Source organism: uncultured Virgibacillus sp., from assembly GCF_947495635.1.
In the GTDB taxonomy this organism is placed as follows: domain Bacteria; phylum Bacillota; class Bacilli; order Bacillales; family Amphibacillaceae; genus Virgibacillus; species Virgibacillus salarius.
Genome location: NZ_CANMAB010000020.1, coordinates 15010 through 39450, shown reverse-complemented (window position 1 = coordinate 39450; position 24441 = coordinate 15010). Strand labels below are relative to the sequence as shown.

The following is a 24441-nucleotide window of genomic DNA, read 5'->3' as shown; positions in this document are numbered from 1 at the left end:
GAGGGAAATCATTCCATGAAACATGTTTTGGTAGTAGGCGGAACAGGGATGCTAGCAGATGTAGTGAGCTGGTATGCTAATCAGTCAAACTATGTTTCTGTGATTGCTAGAGAGGAAGAAAAAGTAAAACGTATAAAGCATTCTACTAAACAGCAGAAACATATATATCCGATCTATGTTAATTATCGGCAAATACAGAAACTAGAGGAACAACTTAAAACAGCAATTTTGATGCTCGGTCCGATACAACAAGTCGTTGCTTGGGTAAGGTCAGATGCCAAAGAATCAATCATTAAAGTAGTTACTGATCAATTATCGGATTGGCAGCTCTTTCATATCATTAATAGTAGTGCAGATAGTGAACGAATAAAGGATTATTTATATGTGCCAGCAAATTGTCAGTATCGCCAAATACAATTGGGCTTTAAGGTCGTAAGCAACTATTCAAGATGGCTGACAAATCAAGAGATAAGCCAAGGTGTTATCGAAGGTATTCAGCAGGAAAGAAATACAATGTTACATATTGTTGGACAGGTAGAGCCTAGTGACAAATGACCATAAGTAGTGGGGAGTAACTTGGTGAAGAAAAACATGTTACCACGTGGATCTTCGGACGCCTGCTATTCCCGCCGGAGTCTCGCTTATTTCGGGTGCTAAATGAATGATTTTAATCAAAAAGCGAAAAGATAATTAATTTAAACTAATTATCTTTTCGCTTTTTATTGTTTCTTCATTCTTTTGTCTCTGCTTCTGTTCTTAGCTGGGAGTTTTTGTTTTTAATTGTCAATACATAACATGTCAACGGTCATTAGTCAGCTTAGCTCTCATGCAAGTGATGTTTCCTTAATAGCAAATCATTACAAATGTGTTATCTCCACTGCTCCATGTTCCATACTTGTGTTATCCAATTTTCATAAAATGTAGGTTCATGGGATACAAGAATAACACTTCCCGTATAGTTTTCTAGTGCTTCCTGAAGTGCTTGCTTTGTTACAACATCTAAATGATTCGTTGGTTCATCCAAAATGAGGAAATTACTCTTTGCTAACATTAATTTACATAAACGGACCTTTGTTTGTTCACCTCCACTAAGTGAAGAGAGTGGTTGGAAGATATGTTCGGTTTTGAGTCCGCATCTTGCAAGGTTTTGTCGTACTTCCTTTTGTGTTAAGTGTGGAAAAGCTGACCAAATTGTTTCTAATGCAGTAGTTTTGGCAATGGACGGCATTTCCTGCTCGAAATATGCTGGTAAAACCCTCTCGCCGATGGTAATGGAACCATCTAGTGCTGTTAACTCACCAAGTAATGTTTTTAATGTGGTTGTTTTTCCAATTCCATTATGTCCAACAAGCGCTACTTTTTCACCACGCTCCAATTTTAAATTTACATTGGAAAACAATGGTTTATCATAGCCGATTTGTAGATTTTCAGTTTGCAGTAATTTATTGACTGGTTGGTGAGATACGGTAAATGAAAACATTGGTTTGGGATTATTTGTCGGTTTATCCAGACGTTCCATTTTTTGTAGCTTTTTTTCCCGACTTTTTGCCATCTTGGCAGTCGATGCGCGTGCTTTATTTTTTTGTACATATGTTTCAAGCTTTTGAATCTCTGCTTGTTGTTTTTCATATTGTAAATGAATTTGTCGCCTTCTTAATGCATAGGCCGCTGAAAATTGTTGATAGTTTCCTGTGTATCTTGTTAAGTTTTTATGTTCTAAATGATAGATCACCTGAACGACCTCATTCATAAAATGAGTATCATGTGTGATTAGGATAAATGCATAGGGATACGCTTGTAAATAATTGGTTAACCAATCGATATGTGCAGTATCTAAATAGTTTGTTGGCTCATCAAGCAAAAGTACATCGGGCTTCTGTAAAAGCAGCTTAGCAAGTAATAATTTAGTACGCTGTCCACCACTTAACATACTCACATCTCTATCTAGTCCTAATTGGGTTAGTCCGAGTCCTGCAGCAACTTCTTCGATAGAAGCTGGAATGGTATAAAAATCATGTTGATCGAGCAAGGTTTGTAGTTCACTATACCGTTTCAATATGTTATCCAAATTATCAGTATGAGGATTCGCCATTTGTTCACTAAGGTCTTCCATTTCCTTCTCTGCATCAAATAATGTTTGAAATGCTCCTTGTAGAAATAGACGAATACTAGTTCCAGAAGTTAAATGAATATGTTGCTCGAGATTACCGATATGTGCTTTAGGATGCCATTCGATGGTTCCCTCATCAGCAATTAATTCTCCAGTTAACAGTTGAAAGAGGGTAGATTTGCCTGCGCCATTTGGTCCAACTAACCCGATATGTTCCCCTTTTAACAGGCGAAATGATACATCTTTTAATACTATTTTATCTCCGTAACCATGTGTCAAAGCATTTACATCTAATAAACTCATAATACCTTTCGCTCCTTGTTAATTTTATCTAAAAGCCAGCAAGTACAAGGAGGGATATACCATAAGAAACAAAAACTGGACAGAGCGTATGGACGCCCTGCCCAGTGTATAAATGGTAAATACTTAAAAAGTATACACCATGGTTATCCAATGAGTTCAGGTGTTTATCCGCTGCTTGTAACTTGCGATTGGCTTGCTAAAAATGGGCATACGTATCCCGTATTTAGGCAATAGCAAGTTGAAGCACAGCAGATAAAAACATAAATAACCTTCACTCCTTTAATCATAGTACATCCAGATTACCACGATTGGTTCTCAAACGCAAGCCTAGTTGTAGTATTATGGGAGACGTTGGTTTAGGGTTTTAGGTTAGATAGGCTAGACAAAAACTAGGTTCTCACTTTGTGATTATTAACATGACCTTTAAAAATATAATTATGGGTAATAGTTGCATTTATTTAGTTTAGTATCTATACTAATTGGTATGAAGAATAATAATTATAAGCAATTAGAGGATAGTAGCCATAGTATTGGTAAGTTAATCTTTCAACTTCGACGCCTGGAACGTAATCCTCGAACCTTCAGTGATGCGGGTACTTTGACTCCAAGTGAGATTCATGCAGTAGATGCAATTGGAGAAGACAGAAATATACTAATGAGTCAATTGGCTGATCGACTGGGAGTGACAAAAGGTGCAATTACACAGGTTGTAGGGCGTTTAGAGAAGAAGGGGATTGTGTGTCGAACCCCACACCCTGAGGATTCAAGGGCTGTAGAGATTTCATTAACAGAAAAGGGAGTAGTAGCATATCAGGCACATAGGAGACTGCATCAGAATTTTTATCGAAAGCTGAGAGAACAATTAAGTTCAGACGAAATCGCCATTTTTGAAAAATGTGTAAAAACATTTACGAGTATATTAAACGAAGAAAATGATGGTGAATAGTCACGAGCAATCAGTGGCAATCAAAAACTGCTGATTGCAATTTTTTTAAACATTTAGTTTAGAAGCTAAACTAAAAAACTTGCGGGTCCATTTTAAGACTACATGGTGTGTCTTTTAATTCAATCTTATTTTTAAAGGAGGAGTATACTATGGGTGTTATTTTTGCTATTTTATCAGCCTTTATGTTTGCTGTTAACAATGTAGTTGTAAAGAAAGGAATAAAGCGAGCTCCTCATAGTGATAACGGCTTGTTTATAACAGTTCTGATAAATGTAATTTTATTAGGTGTTCTTTGTTTCATTGTAATGGGGTTAAGGGGGTGGGACTTTCATTTTTCATGGGAAGCTTTCTTCTTCTTTTTACTTGCGGGATTGTGTACTACTGGAATAGGTAGGCTAACATTGTTTTCAAGTATTTCCTATATTGGTCCATCGAAGGCTTCTGCTATTCGAAATTCTACTCCTATTTTTACAACTATATTTGCTCTCATTTTTCTTAATGAAGAGATTACATTATTACCGGGAATTGGTATGGTTCTATTACTTGCGGGAGTATTAAATGAGGGGTTTCGATTGAATAGGATAGAAGCATCGAAACACCAACGCGATCCAAAAAGGTATTCGTATATGGGATTTGGATTAGCGGTATTCTCTGCCTTGATCTTCGGAGTTGGCCAAGGAATTAGAAAACAAGGTTTAATCGAAATGAATGATGCTTTTTTTGGTGTATGGGTGGGGACACTGGCTTCTTTAGTTTTCGTTATTTGTTATCAATCCATTCGTGGAGAGTTTATTACTAATATAAAGAAAAATGTTAGGGTAATTAATCCTTACTACCTTATTTCTGGTGTATTAACAAGTATAGGTCCGTTGTTCTTCTTCCTAGCAACTCAAAGAATGCAGGTTTCATATGTAAGTGTTATTGCGGCTGCTGAACCAATACTAACTATATTCCTAACCACAGTAATTTTTAGAGGGATTGATTCAGTTACCAAGTATACTTGGATAACCATAACAATGATGTTCCTTGGAACAGTACTCATTGTAATTCATATCTAGCCATTTTATAAAAGAGAAAGGAAGAAACAATATGAAGGACCATATACTTGTCGTAGGTGGGTATGGCCATGTAGGAAGATTGATTTGCCAACAGCTGGAGAATTTATATCCTGACAAAGTAATCGCCGCTGGAAGAAGCTTTAGTAAAGCAAGAGAATTTTGCAGTACAACAAATGGCTCGGTGATACCTCTTGAATTAGATATAACAAAGTCGTTACCATCAGATTTATTTGAAACAGTAAGGATAGTAGTAATGTGCCTTGATCAAAAAGATACAGGTTTCATACAGGCTTGCTTTGCAAATAACGTAGATTATATTGATATTTCTGCAAATCATTCATTCCTATCGCGTATCGAAGAACTACAAACAGAAGCAATGAATCATAAAACAGCTGCAGTGTTAAGCGTTGGTTTAGCCCCAGGACTTACAAATCTATTAGCTCGTCATACAAAAAGCTACCTAGATAATACAGAGGAAATGGATATATATGTCATGCTAGGATTGGGAGATCGACATGGTAGGGCAGCGATTGAATGGACAATAGATAATCTGAATACAAGATTTCAGGTTTATTCAAATTGGGAAAAGGTCAATGTGGACACATTTAGCAGTGGGAAAACTACATATTTTGGTAAGGAGCTTGGAGAAAGAAAGGGATATCGTTTTTATTTTTCAGATCAAAATTCCCTTCCTCATACCTTGCAGATACCCACTGTATCTACTCGACTATGCTTTGATTCCAAAGTTATAACGTATGTAATCATGTTACTTAAACGAGTAGGAATATTTCGTTTAATAAAATATCAATCTATACGAAAAGTGATGGTATGGCTTTTCAGTAAAATCAGATGGGGAAAGGAGTTATATGCATTGAAAATCGATGCATTTGGAGAGGTTAGTGGTAAAAGAGTGAAAGCGGAGTGTAGCATTCAAGGTCGGCAAGAAGCTTTGTTAACTGCTAAGATAGCAGCTAAGCTTACAGAAAAACTATACACTATGAAAGGATTGAATGGAATCTATCATCTGGAAGAGCTTTTTGACATAGATTCATTCTATCCAGATGTCATAGCACCCCATGTTCGTTAACTGAATATAGAAATAATAGTTAATTTAAAGGCTACCAATAGCTATAACCAGTCATATCAGAAGTAGAAAGCAACAGAAAAATAATATTTTGCAAGCAGAAGATGTCGTCCTTAGCATGAGCTTACTGTAGAAAATAATAGTGCTTGTGTATAACCAATTCAAATCTAGTATTTTAACAGCTTTTTTTGAAAAGGGAACGGGACATAACTAAAATGGTCCATTCCAAAACACAATGTACTAGCCCGGAACTATATGTAGACTCCTAGAAAAGACGAGCGCTTTTTTCTGCTTGCGATGTATTGCCTAGCAAGGGGAGGGCTGACAGCCGCCAGAGGAATGCGAAGTATATTTCCGGAACCGCTTCGCTGTGTTTGGGCACTTTTATACTCGTTTCTGTCGATTTTTGTTCCTATAGGAGCTGCAAAACAGATTGTTGACAAAGATTAGTCTAAAGCCAGATCTGATTGAAGCTTCTGTAAATGCGCTTCAAATGTTTTTCTTTCTTTATCTGTTAAATGATTACCGCCATACCGTACGGCTTGATAAAGATAAAGTGGTGCATGCTGTACGCCTAAACGTTGAAACCATTCTTCGATTGTTTCGGTCGGCTTTCTTCCAATACCTTTTTTCTGTGCTTTTTTTTCAAATTTTAGTATCTGCTGACGAACTTGATCAAGTGAATTTGTACGAAATGGCGTCAGAAATCGACCTTTCTTTTTATTTGCATTTTTCTCTTTACTATCTAAAGGAGTGGAGGTAAACGGCGGTATATTTTCCTGTTTGTACGTAAAAACAGGTTTCTTACGATAGTATAAAAACAGGGAAATAACTAAAATTGCTCCCAAAGTTACGCCGATTAGCCAAAGCCAAGGGTAAGATGATTGCCCTCCGTCAGCTGCTAAATTTTTTAATGCTTCGAACGGATTATCCTCTTCTGCCATTTTTGCTACCATTTCTTCGTAATTTTCTTTTTTGTTGTTTTGAAAGAATTCAGGGTCGAATCCGGCTATGTCTATACCATTTGCGAAGATAGTACCGATGAAAACAATTACTTGGCTTATACCAAACCAAAGGAAGCTAATTACTGGTACTACTCCATAAAACATAAAGAACAAGGTAACGCTGATGATTGAAATTGCAATGAAAATTCCGACGATATATTGTAAGGAACTGAGGGACTGCTGCTGACTGGCTTGAATATGACTTGAAACATACCCAGCAATTAGAATGAATAATAGTACAGCTGCCATCCAGAAGTGAGTAGTGTCAAAAAACCAAACGGAATCAATCAGAAAAAAGAAAGCTAACCATGTGATTATATGAATCTGGTTTTGTGCATCAGGGACTTGTTGATGTTTGAAAAATCTCCACGTCATATATAGCGAAAAAGCAAGGCTAATTAAAATAGGATACGAAAATATCAACACTAATATTGCCCAGTTTATACTGATTGAAACAATAAAGAAGATTTGATTGTTCATAAATTTACTAAGTGTAGTCTGAATGATGATGAGCAGTACTACCGCAATAATGAGACTCCATGAAGGGACGGGAAAAGCAGACTGTACAAAAAAAGGGACTAAAATAAAGTACAAAAGAATTCCTTCATAGAATAACTGATAGTATTTTGTCATTTTAGTTTTTATCCACATGTTTTAAAACCCCTCATTTGGGAATTTGTTGGAGGGTGTTACTCTCCTCTGATCCTGCAATAAAATAACACCTCTTGCCTTGTGTATTCCATTTTCGAATGAGTAATTCACTAGCTGATGTGATTTCACCAACGAAGACAATTAAATTTGAATCTGCCATTTTTGTTGTAGCCTGATGCAGCACTTCCTCCATTTTCATTATATTAGAAGTTACTCCATCTACACGGGCAAGCATTTCCCATACTTTTTTTAGCTGATTATTACCTTGATTTAACTCAACATGGTAGGGTTTATTCCCATACTGTTTCAAATTAATATAAATGGAGAAAGGATACCCTTGCTCGGTAATACTTTGGCAAAGGAAAGCTGCTTTTGAAATGATGGACTCTAGATCTCCACTGGTATAGCGATTGCCAATTTGCGAAGTCAAGGAAATATTGACAAAAATGGTCCATGAAATATTACGGTTGCGTTCATATATTTTAGTTTGTAATTTGTTTCTTTTGGCTGATGCCTTCCAATGTACTCGAGAAAAGGAATCTGACGGTATATAATCCCTAGTGCCGAGCGGGTGAAGGAGATCCTCAAATGGCGACAATAAGGTCGCCTGGTTTCCGAATGTCATCTGTTTAAAGCTTTCCATTCCATGTACGGGCAATGGGGTTGGATAGATAATAATCTCTGTTTGATATTTTTGAAGGTACGTCAAGTGTATAGCTTCAAAATTCAGGAGGTGAGGAAATACGATACCAACATTAGAAACACCTGTGACACCACGTTCCATCGCTTTAATCGGTATAGCTAGCTTAACAGAACTTTTCCCTTTTAATACAAAGGGCACACGAAAGGAAATGCGTCTCATTCTTTCTGCTGCTATTTCCTTGTTTGTTCCAGCTACCTTTTGGTTTGTTTGCATCTCGAATGTACCGTTAAAATAGGGAAGGAAAGACTTGTTTTTTAGTACAATTTCAATAGTGGCTTCTTCTCCCTCTGTTAAGCGGAGTGTTCTTTTAGGATTCTCTATGATAAGTCCCTTTGCAATATTCCTATCATAGATCAATCCGAGAAAGATAAGCAATAAGATCATTCCAGCGAACATGAAGATAAAAGGCTGTTTTATCCAAACACTTAGGATAACCAGTATGAGAGTTAAAATAATTAACAGTCCTCGTATTTTCACTTTGTTATCAGTAGTGTTTATTTGCCATTGCATAATTAGTGAGACTCCAATTCCACAGGTACGTTAACCTGTCCTAAGATTTCGTACAGAACATCTTGGCTAGATTTTTTAATCGATCCTTCTAGTGTAAGCATCATTCGATGTGAAAGTATATATGGTGCCAACTCTTTTATATCCTGAGGATTAACAAAATTTCGAGCTTGTAAATAAGCATGTGCTTGGGCTGCTCGCATAAAGGCTAGTGCTCCACGTGTGCTTGCACCTAGTATACTATCAGGGTGGGTTCTCGTTTCCTGAATAATCTCTAATAAGTAATCCTTCACGACATCTGATACTTCTACGTGCATAATTTCCCGTTGCATCTTAATTATTTCTTCTGCTTGTAACAACGGTTGAATATTGGCAATTGGGTCATTCAACTGATTTGTAGACAAAATGCTTTTCTCCTGATCTGCTGTTGGGTATTGTAAAGGAATCTTCATTAAAAAACGATCTAATTGGGCCTCGGGTAACGGGAAAGTACCTTGATTCGATTCAATTGGATTCTGTGTTGCAATTACGAGAAAAGGAGAATTTATATGAATGGTTTCTCCCTCAATGGTTGTTTGTTGTTCTTCCATGACTTCCAATAGACTTGATTGCGTACGAGGAGTGGCACGATTAATTTCATCCACTAGTAATACATTAGTCTGGATGGGGCCAATCCTCATTTCAAATGACTGTGACTTTGGATTAAAGAATTGGATACCAGTAATGTCGCTAGGCAAAACATCTGGGGTAAATTGAACACGCTTGAAATCCACATTACTTATTTTGGAAAAGGACTTAGCAAGTTTTGTTTTACCAGAACCAGGCGTACTCTCCAGCAAGATGTGTCCCTTTGCCAATAATGAAACAAAGATAAGATGAACGACTTTTTCTTGTCCGATAATAACTTGGTTTAGTATTTCTTTTGCTCTGTTTACTTTTTCGATCATATTATGTACCTCCGAGTGATAGAATCCAAAAAATTAAACTGAGACTATTATACCACTACTAAACTTCTTTTTTCCATATTTTCTAACTATTTAAACGAAAGATGTTATACTTAAAGTATTTTAGAATGGAGGAGATAAGTTGCGTTCTGTGGATCAAATAATGAATCTAGTATTAGCTGTTGCTAAAGCGGATAATCGTATACGTGCTGTAGGAATGAATGGTTCGCGTACAAATGCGAATGCACCAGTCGATCCATTTATGGATTATGATATTGCTTTTTTAGTAAATGACATACAATCTTTTATGAAAGACACAGGTTGGATTGATGTGTTTGGTGAACGGATAATTATGCAAACACCTGAAGATATGAAGCTGTTTCCTCCAGAATTGGGAAATCGATTTTCCTATTTAATGTTATTTACCGATGGTAATCGAATTGATCTTACATTAGTACCCATTGAGGAGATGGAAATTTATCTAAATGAAGATTCGTTAACGAAGATAGTGTTAGATAAAGATAATCGTATCTCAGAACTACCATTTCCAACCGATCAGGATTATTGGGTAAAGCCACCAACAGCTGCATTCTTCGCTGACTGTTGCAACGAATTTTGGTGGGTAACAACTTATGTGGCAAAAGGGTTATGGCGTTGCGAAATGCTTTATGCGATGGATCATATGAATCTTGTTCGATCGATGCTACGTAAAATGTTAGAGTGGCATGTCGGAATAGAAACAAACTTTAAGATAAGTGTTGGAAAAAACGGTAAATATTTAAAGCGATACTTGCAGGAAGATACGTGGTATCAGTTATTACAAACATATCCTGAAGGGAACAATGATTCATGCTGGCGAGCATTGTTTGTGATGTGTGAGTTGTTTGAAAAAACATCACAGCTGGTGGCAAACGTATATGATTTTACATATCCTCGTCAAGAAGCACAACAAGTGCTCGAATTTCTACAACATGTAAAGAAATTGCCTAATGATGCCACTGAAATTTAAGAATGCACACGGAAAGGAATAATTTCATGTTTAGGTATAGAGCTGTCATTGGACAGCTCTTAGCTCTGCCATAAATTTACTCATATCGGTTATATTCCAATTCCCATGCTGGATTCCAAACAATTTCCCAAAGGTGCCCATCAGGATCTTGAAAGTGACCAGAATAACCACCCCAAAATGTATCGTGAGCAGGGTCTGTTATGATAGCACCTGCATTTTTAGCTTGTTCCATAACTTCATCAACCTCTTCACGACTTTTAGTATTATGTCCAATTGTACATTCTGTTGAACTCGGTTCACCTAGTTCTATCTTGGCTTCGTGTGCAATATCCGTTCGTTTCCAGATAGCGAGCTTTATTCCTGCCTGCAATTCAAAAAAAGCAACTGCCCCATGCTCAAACTCACTACCAACAATGCCTTCTGTAGGTAGTCCAAGGCCGTCCCGATAGAATTGAAGTGAGCGTTCTAGATCATCTACGCCCAATGTAAGAACAGTTATAGATGGTTTCATATTTCCTACCTCCAGAACAAATTATATAGGAAGATACTTAAAATTCCTTAATATTCGTAATGCTTGTAATGTGAGTATGCCTTTCCATTCTTTTTCTGCTATGGGCCAATCGTTTTCATATTGGTGCCATTCCCAGTTAGGTGCCCATGCGCCATCGGTTGCCTGTTGACCTATTAGATGATCTAGTTCCATTGGAAGTATATTGGCGAATTTACGATAATGTGTTGATTTGGGCGAATCAATAATTTGTAATGGTCCTGCCACATATCCTTCTCTCTTTGCAGGATCTGCAATGACACAATTATTAATAAAGCGCTGTAGCCTATCCTCGATTTTTGTACGTTTCTTCGTATTTAGCTTAAGCTGTTCGTATAAGCGAAGGTAACAGAAAAGTTCATGCATCTCTGCTAAATCACAGGTCTCTAATAAATGCTGAATTGCATAATCAATGAGCATATCAAGTTTTTCGTAAGTTACTAGGTCCCGATATTGTATGAAGAAACCTACAATATCTGCATTTGGATTACCCCAATTGTCGGAGAATACACCATATTGCCACCAGATTGCACGTGGGGATCGCTCTGCCTCGACTGGAATTATATCCCATCCCGTATGATCATCTTGATAAGAAGTGATAAAGTAGTCAAGTGCTTGGCAAACAACATTCTTTTTTTCCTCGAATGCAGGTAATTCCCCAAGTATTCCAAGTGCATATGTCGTTGCTAATGCAGAGGATTCATTACAGCGAAGATCTGGTTCCAGTCCATGACCAAAACCTCCATCTGGATTTTGAAAAGCAATTAATTCTTGGAGTGCTTTTTTATAATTAGTAGCTTCAAACTCGTATTCATAAAGTGCTCGTTCAAGTGGTCTTGCATGATTTTTCATAAAATGTTGAGCGAGCTTGAAAGAACTTATATCCATTTTTTTTGTCATCGTGTTCACTCCTTTATATTGTGGTAAACACATAATAGCATAAGAATGAATGTACGTTATTGTAAAAAACGGACAATCGAATCTAAGTTTTACCCCGCATATAACTGGCAGTAAGCCCCCTACTTCAGGGAATAAAGTGAAACCAATAAGGCTAAGTGTGGAATCAATTGCCAGTAAATGTCCGATTGGTTCTAGAGCCTTTAGGGCATACCCTTGTGGTACTACCAATCCTTGGGGAATAAATAAAATCCCCAAGGATTGAAGTCTTCCTTTATTTTAATAGAATCTGCTTCGGTGACTGGCCGTAATGACGTTTGAATTGATGAATATAATGCGATTGATCGTAATAACCATAATTTGCTGCTATGTTAGATAACGATGAGGGATTATCATGTAGTTCTTTTAATGAACTTTGAAATCGAATAATATTAGAAAATGCTTTAGGACTGACACCTAATTCCTTCTTGAAGACCCTTCTAATCGTTCTTTCACTAAAATGGGTCTTTTCTGCTAGTGTGCGTATGGGGAAGATACCCAGATTTGTAAACAAGTATTGCATACTTGTTTCTAGTAATAAATCTGTGCGATGTGTATTTTTTGATAAAAGCTTTACTAACTTCATTTCAATTTTGTTAATTTTCTCTGGAAGGTTTTTCGACAATAGCAAATCTTCCTGCAAAAGCGAAGCCTCCTGCCCCCATATATCCTCAAGAAGTACTTGGGTATCCATTAATTCGGCGGGAGGATACATAATAAATCGGCGTGCCGTATCTGCATAAAAACGAATTCCTAACAGGTTTTGTTTTTGCCTGAGTTTCATTGTTTCAAATGTGGTCATTAAGCCGACAGCAAAGGAGCCCTTTGCTAAGGAAGTTGATTGAAGGTCGAATATAATATCGATACAGCCGTCTGGAACAATTCGATGTAATGGATAGGTATCTAACGGATGGTAATGGACAGACCAGTAACATACAACATAATCAGATAAAAGCTTACTAGGTAAATATTCTTGATATTGATAGTTTGGGTTTCCTAGGCTCTTTTCAAAGATTGGTGGTTGTAAAGGATAATAATTTCGCATGTTATTTCCCTCTCTAAGGAATAATTCGCAGATAGGACAACTTCATGATTCGATTTTGCTCTATTATATACCGTATCTCTATATAGTTCCATGCTAGCTTAGCTAGGAAAGAGAAGGTAACTTAATATTTCCTTTTACGTATTGACATATTTTATTCAATTAATGTTCATTTTTTTGTACCAAACTCCGTGAACATTTTCTGACAACCAGCACATTCTATTGTTTTTCACCGTATATGGTATTAAGATAGATGAATGGATTTTGTGAAGTATGTAACAAAAATATTTCAATACATTTCATATCAACAACATGCAGGGGAGGGTATCTCTTTATGAAGATTAAATGGGCGATACTAGCATCGCTATTCACATTATTAGCGGTGCTAACAGGTTGTGAGCCATTGTTAGTTTTGGATCCAAAAGGGCCACAGGCGCAAACACAAGCCAATGTCATTTGGATATCAATAGCAATTATGGCTGTGATCGTAATTGTAGTATTTGCAATGCTAGTATATATACTATTTAAATATCGTGCATCTAAACAACCAGATTCATATGAACCACCGTATATTAAAGGAAATATTATTGTTGAATCACTAATAGTAGGGATTCCAGTACTAATTGTAATTGTTTTATCCATTATCTCCGTCCAGAGTAACTACAAAGTGGAAGCAACTCCAGAAGGATACGAGAATGATGAACCTTTAGTTGTATATGCATCTTCATCCGATTGGAAATGGCATTTTAGTTATCCTGAACAGGACATTGAAACAGTAAATTATCTATATGTACCAACAGATAGACCGCTTGAATTTAGACTCTATTCATATGGGCCGATAACTAGTTTTTGGATACCACAACTTGGTGGTCAAAAATATGCTATGTCTGATATGATTACTACCCTTCATTTAGGTGCAGATGTACCAGGTGAATATATGGGTAGAAATGCAAACTTTAGTGGTGAAGGATTCGCTGAGAATACATTTAGTGTAGAAGCAATGCCTCAAAAAGAATTTGATGAATGGGTTGATGAAGTTAAACAAACTGCAGACCCACTTACTGAAGATAAATTTGATGAATTGCTGGAGCCAGGGCACCTGGGTCAATTAACATTTACTGGAACTCACCTAGAATTTATGCCTCCGCCAGAAGGTCATCATGGTGGACATAATCATGGTTCTACCTCGGAAGATGATCATAGTGAACATGAAGGTGATTCTAGTGTAGAGCAGGATGAACATGAACAACACAATTCGGATTCCGGTCATGCAGATGAGACAAATGAGCACACAGAAGATCATCATTAAGATTTAGTACATCGGGTTATCCGGAAAGGAGTAAGAAAAATGGACTTTTTTGAACGTTTTATGATCCCACATCCAAGTCCTGCGATATATGCTGCTATGGTTGCTATTGTCCTCACTTCAATAGCAATCGTAGTTGGTCTTACCTATTTTAAAAAATGGGGGTATCTATGGCGGGAATGGATTACAACCGTTGACCATAAAAAAATTGGAATTATGTATTTAATATCCGCCTTGCTAATGCTATTTAGAGGTGGGGTAGATGCATTAATGATGCGAGCACAGACAGCTGTTCCAGAGAACGCACTGCTGGACGCGCAGCATTATAATGAAATATTCACCACACATGGCATCGTTATGATTATCTTTATGGCAATGGCATTTATCATTGCATTAATGAACTTTGTTATACCGTTACAGATTGGTGCAAGGGATGTTGCTTTTCCTCGATTAAATGCAGTTAGTTTTTGGCTGTACTTTATGGGTGCAATGTTATTTAACCTTTCCTTTGTCATTGGTGGATCACCAAGCTCAGGTTGGACGTCTTATTTTCCACTTGCTGGAGATGAGCTAAGTCCGTCTGTCGGGACAAATTATTACATGCTAGCTCTGCAAATATCCGGGCTTGGTACGTTAATAACAGGTATTAACTTTATTGTGACGATCCTTAAAATGCGTGCACCTGGTATGACGCTTATGAAAATGCCGATGTTTACATGGTCAGGGTTAATTACAAACGTCATTATTGTATTTGCCTTCCCAGTTCTTACCGTTGCATTAGCGATGGGAACTATGGATCGTTTGTTTGCAACGAATTTCTTTACAACGACAGATGGCGGAATGGATATGCTCTGGGCTAACCTGTTTTGGGTTTGGGGACATCCAGAGGTTTATATTTTGATTCTGCCAGCTTTCGGTATTTATAGTGAGGTAATCTCTACTTTCTCTCGAAGGAATTTATATGGTTACAATTCCATGGTCGCTTCCATGGTCATTATTTCCTTACTTTCCTTTGTCGTATGGGTACACCATTTCTTTACAATGGGTCAAGGAGCAATGGTTAATAGTATCTTCTCCATTACTACTATGGCTATTGCGATCCCGACTGGAATTAAGATCTTTAACTGGTTGTTAACCATGTGGAAAGGAAAAATTCAGTTTACTGTACCTATGTTGTATTCGTTAGGGTTTATTCCGATCTTTACCATAGGTGGTGTGACCGGTGTAATGCTTGGAATGTCAGCTGCTGATTATCAATATCATAATACGATGTTTTTAGTAGCACACTTCCACTTAGTAATTATACCTGGTGTTGTCTTTGCGATGATTGCTGGTCTTACGTACTGGTGGCCGAAGATGTTTGGGTTTATGTTAAATGAACGAATTGGTAGATGGGCGTTTGGTTTTATTGCTGGCGGAACTTGCCTTGCCTTCTTCCCAATGTTTATTTCTGGATTAGATGGGCAAGCTCGTCGTATGTACACGTACTCTGAATCTACTGGCTTCGGATTTTGGAATATGCTCTCATTCATTGGAGCTTTAGGTCTTGCAGTTGGGTTTATCCTCATTGTATACAATATTTACTATAGTACACGTTATGCATCAAGAGATATTGGCGATGATCCATGGAATGCACGTTCATTAGAATGGGCAACACATAATCCAGTACCTGAGTACAACTTTGCCATTACACCACAAGTAAATTCTAGTCAGGCATTCTGGGATTCCAAGAAAAATGGTCATACATTATTTAAAGGTGGATATAAAGAAATTCATATGCCTAATAATAGTGGTGTACCATTTGTTATGAGTGTGTTTTTCTTCATCTTTGGATTTGCCTTTGTATTTAGCATGTGGATTACAGCGGTAGTTTCATTGATTGGTATATTTGCATGTATGCTTCATCGCTCATTTGAGAAAGATCATGGGCATCATATTTCCGTTGCGGAAATTGAAAGAACTGAATCGGAATTGCGGGGTGCTAGAAATGAATAAGGATAACACGCAACCGCTTGAATATAGTACAGAGCAAGGACGTATGAATATATTAGGTTTCTGGATATTTATTGGAGCAGAAATCATGTTGTTTGGAACACTATTTGCTTCCTATTTTACGTTGGAAGGTAGTACAGGAGCTGGACCAACAGGTGCCGAGATATTTGAAATCTCCCCAGTTCTTGCAGAAACGCTTCTATTATTAACTAGTAGTTTTACAATTGGTTTAGGTGTTCATGCTATGCGTCTCGGTAGACAGAAGGCAATGATGACATTTTTCATCATTACATTAGTACTTGGTGCTGCTTTCTTGAGCTTTGAAGTGTATGAGTTTATTCATTATGTCCATGAAGGTGCTGGTATACAGACTAGTGCATTCACATCTATTTTATTAACGACATTAGGTACACACGGCGCGCACGTAACATTTGGGTTGTTTTGGGGAATTATGATAATGATTCAAGTGATTAAACGAGGACTGACTCCAGAAACAGCTAATAAATCATTTATTTTCTCTCTTTACTGGCATTTCCTAGACGTTGTTTGGATTTTTATATTCAGCTTCGTTTATTTGAAAGGAATGATGTAAATGAAAGAATTATTCCCGATTAAGCATGTGATGGGCTTTGTTTTCTCGTTGATTTTGACTAGCGTCGCGCTGTTAGTATATATCTTGGATATGTCATTTGCTCTTGGGTTGACGATCCTGCTTATTACCGCATTTGCCCAAGCAGCATTGCAATTAGTCGTATTTATGCACGCTGGTGAATCTGAAGATAAAGGTGCGATTTATACAAGTGTGTACTACGGTATTATCATTGCTGTACTTACGGTATTTGGTACGCTATTGGCAATGATTTGGGGTTATGTATAAGAATAACGGCTATTGATACCTGAGCATATTAGGGTAGATCAGGTGCCTAAAAAATCAGTTATAACTATAAAAGGAGTGTCATGATAGACACTCCTTTTATTTATGGTAGGATTTACTAATCTCGATCTTCTTTGTTCGTTTCTTTATTACTTCTTCTGTTGCTACGAAGAATATACCCATTAGAAAGATAAACACTGCCCCCATGATTGTGCCAATGCCAATGCCGGTAACCACACTGTATCCGCTTACGAAAAATCCATATGCAAATAGTGCAATTCCAATGAATAATACAGTTGCCCCTACGTACTTAACGGCATTTAGCATTTTTTCATTTATTTCCATCTCGCTCATCCTCCTTATACTTATATTATTCACCTTGTTCACAAAGTTGTCAAATACTTTATGAAAAATTGTTAAAAAGTATAATTGACAAAACAGGTATTGTTTCCATACACTATAGTCAAACAATCAAATGATTATTTGAATGAGGTGTTCTTAATGGTTACGGAAAAACGTGTAAATTCCACTAATGATACATGTGAAACGTTTTGTTTTGATGAGGATAAGGTAAATCGAATGCAGCCAAAAATAAATAAAGTAGAAGGCGTGGAGCAGATTTTTAAAGCACTTGCTGATGCAACACGTTTAAAAATTGCGTATGCACTTACACTAGAAAAAGAATTATGTGTTTGTGATGTTGCTCATATCATAGGCTGTACTAAGGCAACAGCCTCTCATCATTTAAGGCTATTACGGAATATGGGATTAGCAAAATATCGGAAAGAAGGAAAGTTGGTTTTTTATTCGTTGGAGGATGAACATATTCATCAATTAGTAACAATTGCTACTGTGCATGCAAAAGAAGGTGTTGGAAGTGGAGAATAAACAGGTCTATCGTTTAGAAGGCTTATCCTGCACGAATTGTGCCGCAAAGTTCGAAAAGAATATTCGTGCTATTGATAGTGTAGATGATGTGCAGCTTAATTTTGGTGCATCCAAAATTACGGTACAAGGAGCAGCTTCTATTGCGCAATTAGAAAAAGCAGGGGCGTTCGATGGGATTAAATTATACCCAGAGCGACAACGAACGAAACCCAAACGGCCGTTCTGGAAAAAACGTGACAATATAGCCTCTATGCTTTCTCTGCTTTTTACAATTATCGGATATACACTGTTCTTCCAGCTAGGAGAAAACAACCCTTTAACTGTTGGAATGTTCGCTGTAGCGATTTTAACCGGTGGTTATCATTTATTCATAATTGGATTTAAAAATCTTGTCAAGCTGCAATTTGATATGAAGACATTAATGACAGTCGCTATTATTGGTGCAGCCATAATTGGGGAGTGGGCAGAAGGTGCCGTTGTTGTCTTTCTTTTCGCTTTAAGTGAAGCGCTAGAAGGATATTCAATGGATAAAGCAAGGAAATCCATTCAATCACTAATGGATATTGCTCCTAACCGTGCTACTATTAAACGTGGAGGCTCCTTGATTGAAATAGATGTTGAGGATGTGCAGATTGGTGATATTATGGTTATTAAACCAGGACAAAAGATTGCTATGGATGGGGAAGTAGTATCGGGAGAATCATCCATTAATCAAGCTGCTATAACGGGTGAATCGATACCCGTATATAAATCAGTTGGAGAGGAAGTATTCGCAGGTACATTAAATGAAGAAGGGTCGCTGGAAATTCGCGTAACAAAATTTGCAGAAGATACAACAATTGCCAAGATTATTCATTTGGTGGAGGAGGCACAAGCAGAGCGTGCTCCGTCCCAACAGTTTGTTGACCGATTTGCGAGGTATTACACTCCAGTAATTCTTATTATTGCATTGCTAATTGCTATTGTACCTCCATTATTATTTGGAGGGGTATGGTCAGAATGGATATACAGTGGTTTAGCAGTCCTTGTTGTAGGTTGTCCATGTGCATTAGTTATATCAACACCAGTAGCAATTGTAACAGCAATCGGTAATGCAGCCCGTAAAGGTGTTTTAATAAAAGGCGGTATTCATCTAGAAGAGGCCGGTAAACTCCAAGTAATTGCTTTTGATAAGACTGGTACACTTACAGAAGGGAAACCTGTCGTAACAGAAGTAGTATCAATTGGAGCCATGACTGATGGTGATGTGCTTGCATTTGCAGCGGCGATTGAATCATATTCGCAGCATCCGCTTGCTTCAGCGATTATACGTAAGGCGAAGGAAGAAAGGGTAGAAACATGGGATGCAACTGATTTTCGATCGTTTACTGGAAAAGGGGCAAGAGCAGTAGTCCAAGGTAAGCAATATATAATAGGTAGTCCAGCTTTATTTAAAGATATGATAAAGCTACCAGTTGAGACAGAACAAAAAATCCAACAACTCCAATCAGAAGGAAAAACAGTTATGCTACTTGGAACACCAGCGAGGATTGAAGGATTAATCGCTGTTGCCGACCAAATACGAAAAGACAGTCCTTCCATCATTGAAAGACTTGTTCAATTAGGCAAGTGTACGGTAATGCTAACAGGTGATAATCAAGCTACCGGAAAAGCTATTGCTCAACAAATTGGTATAACAGAGACAAAAGCAGAACTTATGCCTCAAGATAAACTAGTAGCGATTAAGCAGGTTCGTGAGCAATATGGAAGTGTTGCAATGGTAGGTGATGGTGTTAATGACGCTCCCGCATTAGCAGCAGCTAATATCGGTATTGCTATGGGCGGGGCAGGAACAGATACAGCATTGGAAACAGCAGATATTGCGTTGATGTCGGATGATTTAGATAAGCTTCCCTATACAATGGCGTTAAGCAAAAAAACGTTGAAGATAATTAAACAAAATATAATCTTCGCTTTCGTTTTAAAATTAGTTGCATTGCTTTTAGTTATTCCAGGCTGGTTGACTCTGTGGATTGCGATATTTGCGGATATGGGAGCGACGCTTATTGTTGTGTTAAATTCATTACGGTTAATGAATGCAAAATAATAAATCCATCTATATGATTTCTTGAGTTGTTCAAGTTTAAATGATCGGTAATTTTTATTGCGATGACATTCAAAAATTCTATTGACAACACCTTATAATCGGCGTAGATTATAACATATCTATTATGATTTATATTAGGTGGAAAATTAATATATCCTAATGCCTTTTATTCGCTGAATCCTTTGAGCGGGGGAACCATTTTTGATAGGATAAATTCCTGTCTTGGGGTGAATCTTACTAGTTAAGAAGGGATACTCTCAGTCCCTAATCCGACAGCTAACCTCGTAAGCGTTTTGTTAAATCTGGGGAGAAAGGTCCAAGGGTCATCCTTTAGACCATTCTGTTTGTAATGGTCTTTTTTTCGTTGATAACGTATTGTATGTTCAAACAGCGATGATAAATAGAATCTATGTTGTATATGCTTTGTGCTTCTTCAGCACTTATGAAGTAACAAACTGATTTAATCAAGCTTTGAACATCCTTTTGAGGTGACAGCGAATGGGTTTTACATAAAGGATATAGAGAAAGAAGGATGAATGTTGAAAAGGAAACAATTTGCAGTCATTGGTCTAGGGAGATTTGGCAGCAACGTATGCAAAGAATTATATCAATTAGGACATGAGGTATTAGCTATTGATGCAAATGAGTCTATTGTCGATTCGCTTAAGGAATTTTCTTCTCATGCTGCAGTGGCTAACGCAACAGATGAAAGAATGTTAAAATCACTTGGTCTTCGAAATTTTGATTTTGCGATTGTAGCCATAGGCGAGCATATTCAACCAAGCATTTTATGTACATTGTTATTGAAGGAAATGGGGATTAAGCAGGTGTGGGTTAAAGCGCAAAATATACAACATTTTAAAGTATTAGAAAAGATTGGAGCAGACCGTATTATACAGCCTGAAAAAGAGATGGCCATGCGGATTGCTCACCAACTTGATTCTGAAAAAATAATTGATTATATTGAACTGTCGAAGGAATATAGTATTGTGGAATTAGTAGCTACTAAAAAAATTAGTAATAATACACTTGTACAGCTTGATGTCAGGAAAAAATATGGCTGCACAATTTTAGCAGTAAAGCGAAGAGATGAAGTAAATATATCACCACTACCAAACGATTTCATATATCAAGGTGATATATTGGTTGTAATGGGACATAAGAATGATATTAAACGATTTGAAAATAGAGGTATGTAGAAGATGAGGAAAATCATTTCGTTACATCCGCTGCGAGGTAGTATTATTCATTTAAGTCCACCGCAAATTCTGGCGTTGGGATTCTTGGTATTTATCATCATTGGCACGGTACTTTTAAAAACGCCAATAGCAACTGAAGTTCCGATATCCTGGTTAGATGCCTTGTTTACTGCTACATCAGCTATTACTGTGACAGGTTTAGTCGTTGTGGATACCGGAAATGCTTTTACCATTTTTGGAGAGCTGGTTATTATGACGCTCATGCAAATTGGTGGCTTAGGATTAATGACATTTTCTGTTTTAATATTAATGATGCTTCGAAAAAAAGTCGGACTTCATCAACGAAAGCTAACACAGGAATCATTAAGCTTAAATGAAACATCGCTAGGAGGACTGCTTCGATTAGTGAAGCTATTATTTATATTTTCTATCTCTATTGAGGCTATCGCCTTTCTCTTGCTAACGATTCGTTGGGTTCCAGAATTCGGCTGGGAGCAAGGTTTACATCAAAGCCTTTTTCATAGCATATCCGCCTTTAATAATGCAGGTTTTTCTTTATGGTCTGATAGTCTTTCTTCATTTGTGGGGGACCCTATTATTAATGTTGTTATAACAGGACTATTTATCACAGGAGGACTTGGATTTACGGTGCTAGTGGATATATGGGATAAGAAGGGTTTTCAGAAATTATCCTTACATTCGAAGCTAATGATTGTTGGAACATTGAGCATCAATATCGTAGCATTATTTACTTTATTTGTGTTAGAGTATTCCAACCCAGCTACAATTGGTAATCTACCGTTAATGGATAAGCTATGGGGATCTTATTTTCAAGCAGTTACTCCAAGAACGGCAGGTTTTAATTCACTGGATATTGCTGAAATGACTGTACCATCTATTTTAGTGTTAATGATGCTCATGTTTATTGGAGCTGGTAGTGGTTCAACAGGCAGTGGTATTAAGGTAACCACCTTTATCGTAATGATTTTAGCAACGTTGTCCTACTTAAGAGGTAAGAATGAGACAACGGCTTTTGATCGAACCATTAAGCCACATGTTATTTTACGTGCTTTATCGATAATGATTATTAGTATATTAGTAATCTTTGTCGCTGTTTTTATATTAAGCATTACGGAGAAAGCACCGTTCCTAGTAATTGTATTTGAAGTCATTTCCGCTTTTGGTACGGTAGGTTTGTCGATGGGGTTGACAGGTGATTTAACATCATTTGGAAAATGTGTCATTATCATAATGATGTTTATTGGTCGAATCGGACCATTAACGCTGGCATTTGTATTCGCTAGACAAAGAAAGAAATCATCCATTCGTTACCCAGCAGAAGATGTGTTTACCGGCTAAGCTTATTAAGAGAGTTAGAAAATCAAAATCCTTTTCTATTTAGTAACCAAGGTTTTTCTTGAATTGAAGAGAACGCTACTCACTTTTTGTGAAAGGAAAATGAAAGGACAGGAATTTGTAAGTCATTCATTTTCTTAACGTGAAGTATTTACAAAGCCTCTATAATTCAGTAAGATAATAGAAATATTTTATGTAAAGGCAATGATGAGAAGAGTAGATGGATAAGAGCTTAAACAGAGACCTTTCGCTTAGCTGAAAACGAAGGAGTATCGAGTCCATTGAAACAAGGCTCCGAGCTGCGCATGGGAATTTCCTATTTTTTTATTATAGGAAAGGATCGTGTGACGGGATCTCCCGTTATAGAGATAGAGTATAAGCAGCATGCTATATTGTTTAGCTGCCGTACTTGATAAGATTTCTGTGGCGACACAGGAATAAAATGGGGTGGCACCGCGATTTTGGATTCCAAATCTCGCCCCCAAGATGACTGTCTTGGGAGGTGAGATTTTTTATTTACATCAGAGTTTAGTTACAGTGCCTGTATTTTAGAATTTCTTTAAAGTTTTAAGCTAGCGGAGGCACTGCCACTTTTCTTTTGTTTTAAATAAAACTGGGGGGATTCAAAATGGTGGTTGCGTTGCGTGAATGGAGGAATCCTTTATTACTATTGTTAGGTATAGGTATATCGAATCTTGGTGGCTGGATATATTTAATTGCACTTAATTTAATTGTGCTTGAATGGACAGGTTCACCATTGGCCGTTTCAATTCTATATATGCTAAAACCGATTGCTTCTATTTTTTCAAGTTTTTGGGCAGGTAGTTATATTGATCGTCTGAACAAACGGAAGCTAATGATTAATTTAGATATATGTAGAGGGATATTGATTTTAATACTTCCCTTTATATCCAAGCTCTGGATTATGTATGGAATCGTTTTTGTCATTAATATTGCAGATTCTATTTTCGGTCATACATCAATGGTTTACTTTACGAAGTTAATTCCTAAAAAGAATCGACAACGCTTTAATGCATTAAGAAATTTTACCTCGTCTTGTGGATTTTTACTTGGACCGTCGATAGCTGGATTGCTATTCCTGCTGGGTTCACCTTTTTTAGCTATTCATTTAAATGGTGTTTTTCTTCTACTATCAGCAGTAATCTTATTAATATTACCTAATGTTGATGCGAAAAATAACTCAGAGGTAGCTAGTGTATCATGGCAAATGATTAAATCAGATTGGAAAACAGTTGTGACTTTTAGTAAGACATCGATGTACATTGTTACTGTTTATTTGCTGTTTAGTGGGGTTACTGTTTTGATGACTGCTATTGACTCATTAGAAGCTGCTTTGGCGACAGATGCGTTGTCTTTTAGTGAGAGTGAATATGGTTTACTTGTAAGTATAGCTGGTGTCGGATTTATTATTGGTTCAATCGTGAATAGTGTAATAGCAAACTGGGTGAAAAATTATTATTTAATAGGTTTAGGAGTTTTGGTCACTGCCATCGGTTATCTTATCTTTGCTTTTTCAACTAATTATGGTATGGCTGCTATAGGTTTTTTCGTCATCATGTTTGCACTATCTTTTGCTAACACAGGTTTCATGACCTTTTATCAAAATAATGTACCAGTTGATTTAATGGGTAGATTTAGTAGTATATTTGGTATAGTAGAAGCTTTTTTTATTATTTTTTTGACAGGAGCTTTTGGTTTGATAGCAGAGTTAATTGCAATTCGACCAGTGATGATAACTGGATCTATCGTTTTATTAGTACTTGGGTTAATAATTTGCTCTGTTGTTTTAAAATCCTCAAAAAGACAATTTTATAAGCTAGATAAGGATGCAATTAGTTAGTTTAAAGAAATGAAATGAAATTTTAGAATCTCCAC

General features: G+C 37.0%; 22 protein-coding genes, 1 riboswitch and 1 other annotated feature. Of the genes, 14 read left to right on the top strand and 8 right to left on the bottom strand.

Going from position 1 to position 24441, the window contains the following annotated elements; all coding sequences use genetic code 11:
* Window positions 1-15: 15 nt before the first annotated feature.
* Window positions 16-555, top strand: a complete 540-nt coding sequence (locus Q1A47_RS06730; protein WP_166529843.1) for a short-chain dehydrogenase — start codon at window positions 16-18, stop codon at window positions 553-555.
* 313 nt (window positions 556-868) lie between these two features.
* Here Q1A47_RS06730 and Q1A47_RS06725 read toward each other — a convergent pair whose 3' ends face one another.
* A complete protein-coding gene (locus Q1A47_RS06725; protein WP_026680052.1) occupies window positions 869-2413 on the bottom strand; it encodes an ABC-F family ATP-binding cassette domain-containing protein in 1545 nt (514 codons plus the stop codon).
* 484 nt (window positions 2414-2897) lie between these two features.
* Here Q1A47_RS06725 and Q1A47_RS06720 point away from each other — a divergent pair, with 484 nt between their 5' ends.
* The 3 genes from Q1A47_RS06720 (at window position 2898) to Q1A47_RS06710 (ending at window position 5504) form a co-directional block, all read left to right on the top strand.
* Window positions 2898-3359, top strand: coding sequence for a MarR family winged helix-turn-helix transcriptional regulator (locus Q1A47_RS06720; protein WP_026680053.1), 462 nt, complete (start codon window positions 2898-2900; stop codon window positions 3357-3359).
* Between the two features lie 149 nt (window positions 3360-3508).
* The gene (locus Q1A47_RS06715; RefSeq protein ID WP_026680054.1) at window positions 3509-4417 is read left to right on the top strand and encodes a DMT family transporter; all 909 of its coding nucleotides are present in this window, start codon (window positions 3509-3511) and stop codon (window positions 4415-4417) included.
* A gap of 31 nt (window positions 4418-4448) precedes the next feature.
* On the top strand, window positions 4449-5504 hold the full coding sequence (locus Q1A47_RS06710; RefSeq protein WP_166529842.1) for a saccharopine dehydrogenase family protein: 1056 nt from the start codon (window positions 4449-4451) through the stop codon (window positions 5502-5504).
* Window positions 5505-5947: 443 nt separating this feature from the next.
* Here Q1A47_RS06710 and Q1A47_RS06705 read toward each other — a convergent pair whose 3' ends face one another.
* Genes Q1A47_RS06705 through Q1A47_RS06695 form a run of 3 tightly spaced genes read right to left on the bottom strand, consistent with a single transcriptional unit; the run spans window position 5948 to window position 9313 of the window.
* Entirely contained in the window at window positions 5948-7156 is a 1209-nt protein-coding gene (locus Q1A47_RS06705) for a DUF4129 domain-containing protein (RefSeq protein ID WP_166529841.1), read from the bottom strand.
* Window positions 7157-7169: 13 nt separating this feature from the next.
* The gene (locus Q1A47_RS06700; protein WP_026680057.1) at window positions 7170-8369 is read right to left on the bottom strand and encodes a DUF58 domain-containing protein; all 1200 of its coding nucleotides are present in this window, start codon (window positions 8367-8369) and stop codon (window positions 7170-7172) included.
* 2 nt (window positions 8370-8371) lie between these two features.
* Entirely contained in the window at window positions 8372-9313 is a 942-nt protein-coding gene (locus Q1A47_RS06695) for a MoxR family ATPase (protein ID WP_166529840.1), read from the bottom strand.
* A 139-nt stretch (window positions 9314-9452) separates the two neighbouring features.
* On the opposite strand from Q1A47_RS06695, the gene Q1A47_RS06690 reads away from it, so the two are divergent.
* Window positions 9453-10319, top strand: a complete 867-nt coding sequence (locus Q1A47_RS06690; RefSeq protein WP_026680059.1) for an aminoglycoside 6-adenylyltransferase — start codon at window positions 9453-9455, stop codon at window positions 10317-10319.
* Window positions 10320-10395: 76 nt separating this feature from the next.
* Here Q1A47_RS06690 and Q1A47_RS06685 read toward each other — a convergent pair whose 3' ends face one another.
* The 3 genes from Q1A47_RS06685 to Q1A47_RS06675 are packed head-to-tail and all read right to left on the bottom strand — an operon-like array spanning window position 10396 to window position 12847.
* Window positions 10396-10830 carry a VOC family protein gene (locus tag Q1A47_RS06685; RefSeq protein ID WP_026680060.1) on the bottom strand — a complete coding sequence of 145 codons (435 nt, stop codon included), beginning with the start codon at window positions 10828-10830 and terminating at the stop codon, window positions 10396-10398.
* Window positions 10831-10851: 21 nt separating this feature from the next.
* Complete coding sequence (locus Q1A47_RS06680; protein WP_226983604.1) at window positions 10852-11994, bottom strand: hypothetical protein; 1143 nt, start codon at window positions 11992-11994, stop codon at window positions 10852-10854.
* Between the two features lie 43 nt (window positions 11995-12037).
* Window positions 12038-12847 carry a helix-turn-helix transcriptional regulator gene (locus Q1A47_RS06675; protein WP_026680062.1) on the bottom strand — a complete coding sequence of 270 codons (810 nt, stop codon included), beginning with the start codon at window positions 12845-12847 and terminating at the stop codon, window positions 12038-12040.
* 331 nt (window positions 12848-13178) lie between these two features.
* On the opposite strand from Q1A47_RS06675, the gene qoxA reads away from it, so the two are divergent.
* From qoxA to qoxD, 4 genes are read left to right on the top strand one after another with little or no spacing between them, the layout of a single operon-like run.
* Complete coding sequence (gene qoxA / locus Q1A47_RS06670; RefSeq protein ID WP_034678523.1) at window positions 13179-14153, top strand: cytochrome aa3 quinol oxidase subunit II; 975 nt, start codon at window positions 13179-13181, stop codon at window positions 14151-14153.
* Window positions 14154-14192: 39 nt separating this feature from the next.
* Window positions 14193-16145: a cytochrome aa3 quinol oxidase subunit I gene (gene qoxB / locus Q1A47_RS06665; protein ID WP_026680063.1), complete on the top strand. Its 1953-nt coding sequence runs from the start codon at window positions 14193-14195 to the stop codon at window positions 16143-16145.
* Window positions 16138-16734, top strand: coding sequence for a cytochrome aa3 quinol oxidase subunit III (gene qoxC / locus Q1A47_RS06660; RefSeq protein WP_166529839.1), 597 nt, complete (start codon window positions 16138-16140; stop codon window positions 16732-16734). The genes qoxB and qoxC overlap by 8 nt, the downstream gene beginning before the upstream one ends.
* Window positions 16735-17019 (top strand): cytochrome aa3 quinol oxidase subunit IV, encoded by a 285-nt coding sequence (gene qoxD / locus Q1A47_RS06655; protein WP_026680065.1) that lies wholly within the window; start codon window positions 16735-16737, stop codon window positions 17017-17019.
* Window positions 17020-17115: 96 nt separating this feature from the next.
* Here qoxD and Q1A47_RS06650 read toward each other — a convergent pair whose 3' ends face one another.
* Complete coding sequence (locus tag Q1A47_RS06650; RefSeq protein ID WP_026680066.1) at window positions 17116-17361, bottom strand: hypothetical protein; 246 nt, start codon at window positions 17359-17361, stop codon at window positions 17116-17118.
* A 156-nt stretch (window positions 17362-17517) separates the two neighbouring features.
* Here Q1A47_RS06650 and Q1A47_RS06645 point away from each other — a divergent pair, with 156 nt between their 5' ends.
* The 5 genes from Q1A47_RS06645 (at window position 17518) to Q1A47_RS06625 (ending at window position 24406) form a co-directional block, all read left to right on the top strand.
* Window positions 17518-17904, top strand: a complete 387-nt coding sequence (locus tag Q1A47_RS06645; RefSeq protein ID WP_121604379.1) for a metalloregulator ArsR/SmtB family transcription factor — start codon at window positions 17518-17520, stop codon at window positions 17902-17904.
* Complete coding sequence (locus Q1A47_RS06640; protein ID WP_121605837.1) at window positions 17873-19990, top strand: heavy metal translocating P-type ATPase; 2118 nt, start codon at window positions 17873-17875, stop codon at window positions 19988-19990. Before Q1A47_RS06645 ends, Q1A47_RS06640 begins: the two co-directional genes overlap by 32 nt.
* A 161-nt stretch (window positions 19991-20151) precedes the next feature.
* Window positions 20152-20296, top strand: a riboswitch (cyclic di-AMP (ydaO/yuaA leader).
* Between the two features lie 230 nt (window positions 20297-20526).
* The gene (locus Q1A47_RS06635; RefSeq protein WP_166529838.1) at window positions 20527-21189 is read left to right on the top strand and encodes a TrkA family potassium uptake protein; all 663 of its coding nucleotides are present in this window, start codon (window positions 20527-20529) and stop codon (window positions 21187-21189) included.
* 3 nt (window positions 21190-21192) lie between these two features.
* Window positions 21193-22548, top strand: a complete 1356-nt coding sequence (locus tag Q1A47_RS06630; RefSeq protein WP_166529837.1) for a TrkH family potassium uptake protein — start codon at window positions 21193-21195, stop codon at window positions 22546-22548.
* Between the two features lie 192 nt (window positions 22549-22740).
* Window positions 22741-23031, top strand: a binding site (T-box leader).
* Window positions 23032-23173: 142 nt separating this feature from the next.
* Window positions 23174-24406: an MFS transporter gene (locus tag Q1A47_RS06625; RefSeq protein ID WP_026680071.1), complete on the top strand. Its 1233-nt coding sequence runs from the start codon at window positions 23174-23176 to the stop codon at window positions 24404-24406.
* The last annotated feature ends 35 nt before the right edge of the window (window positions 24407-24441 follow it).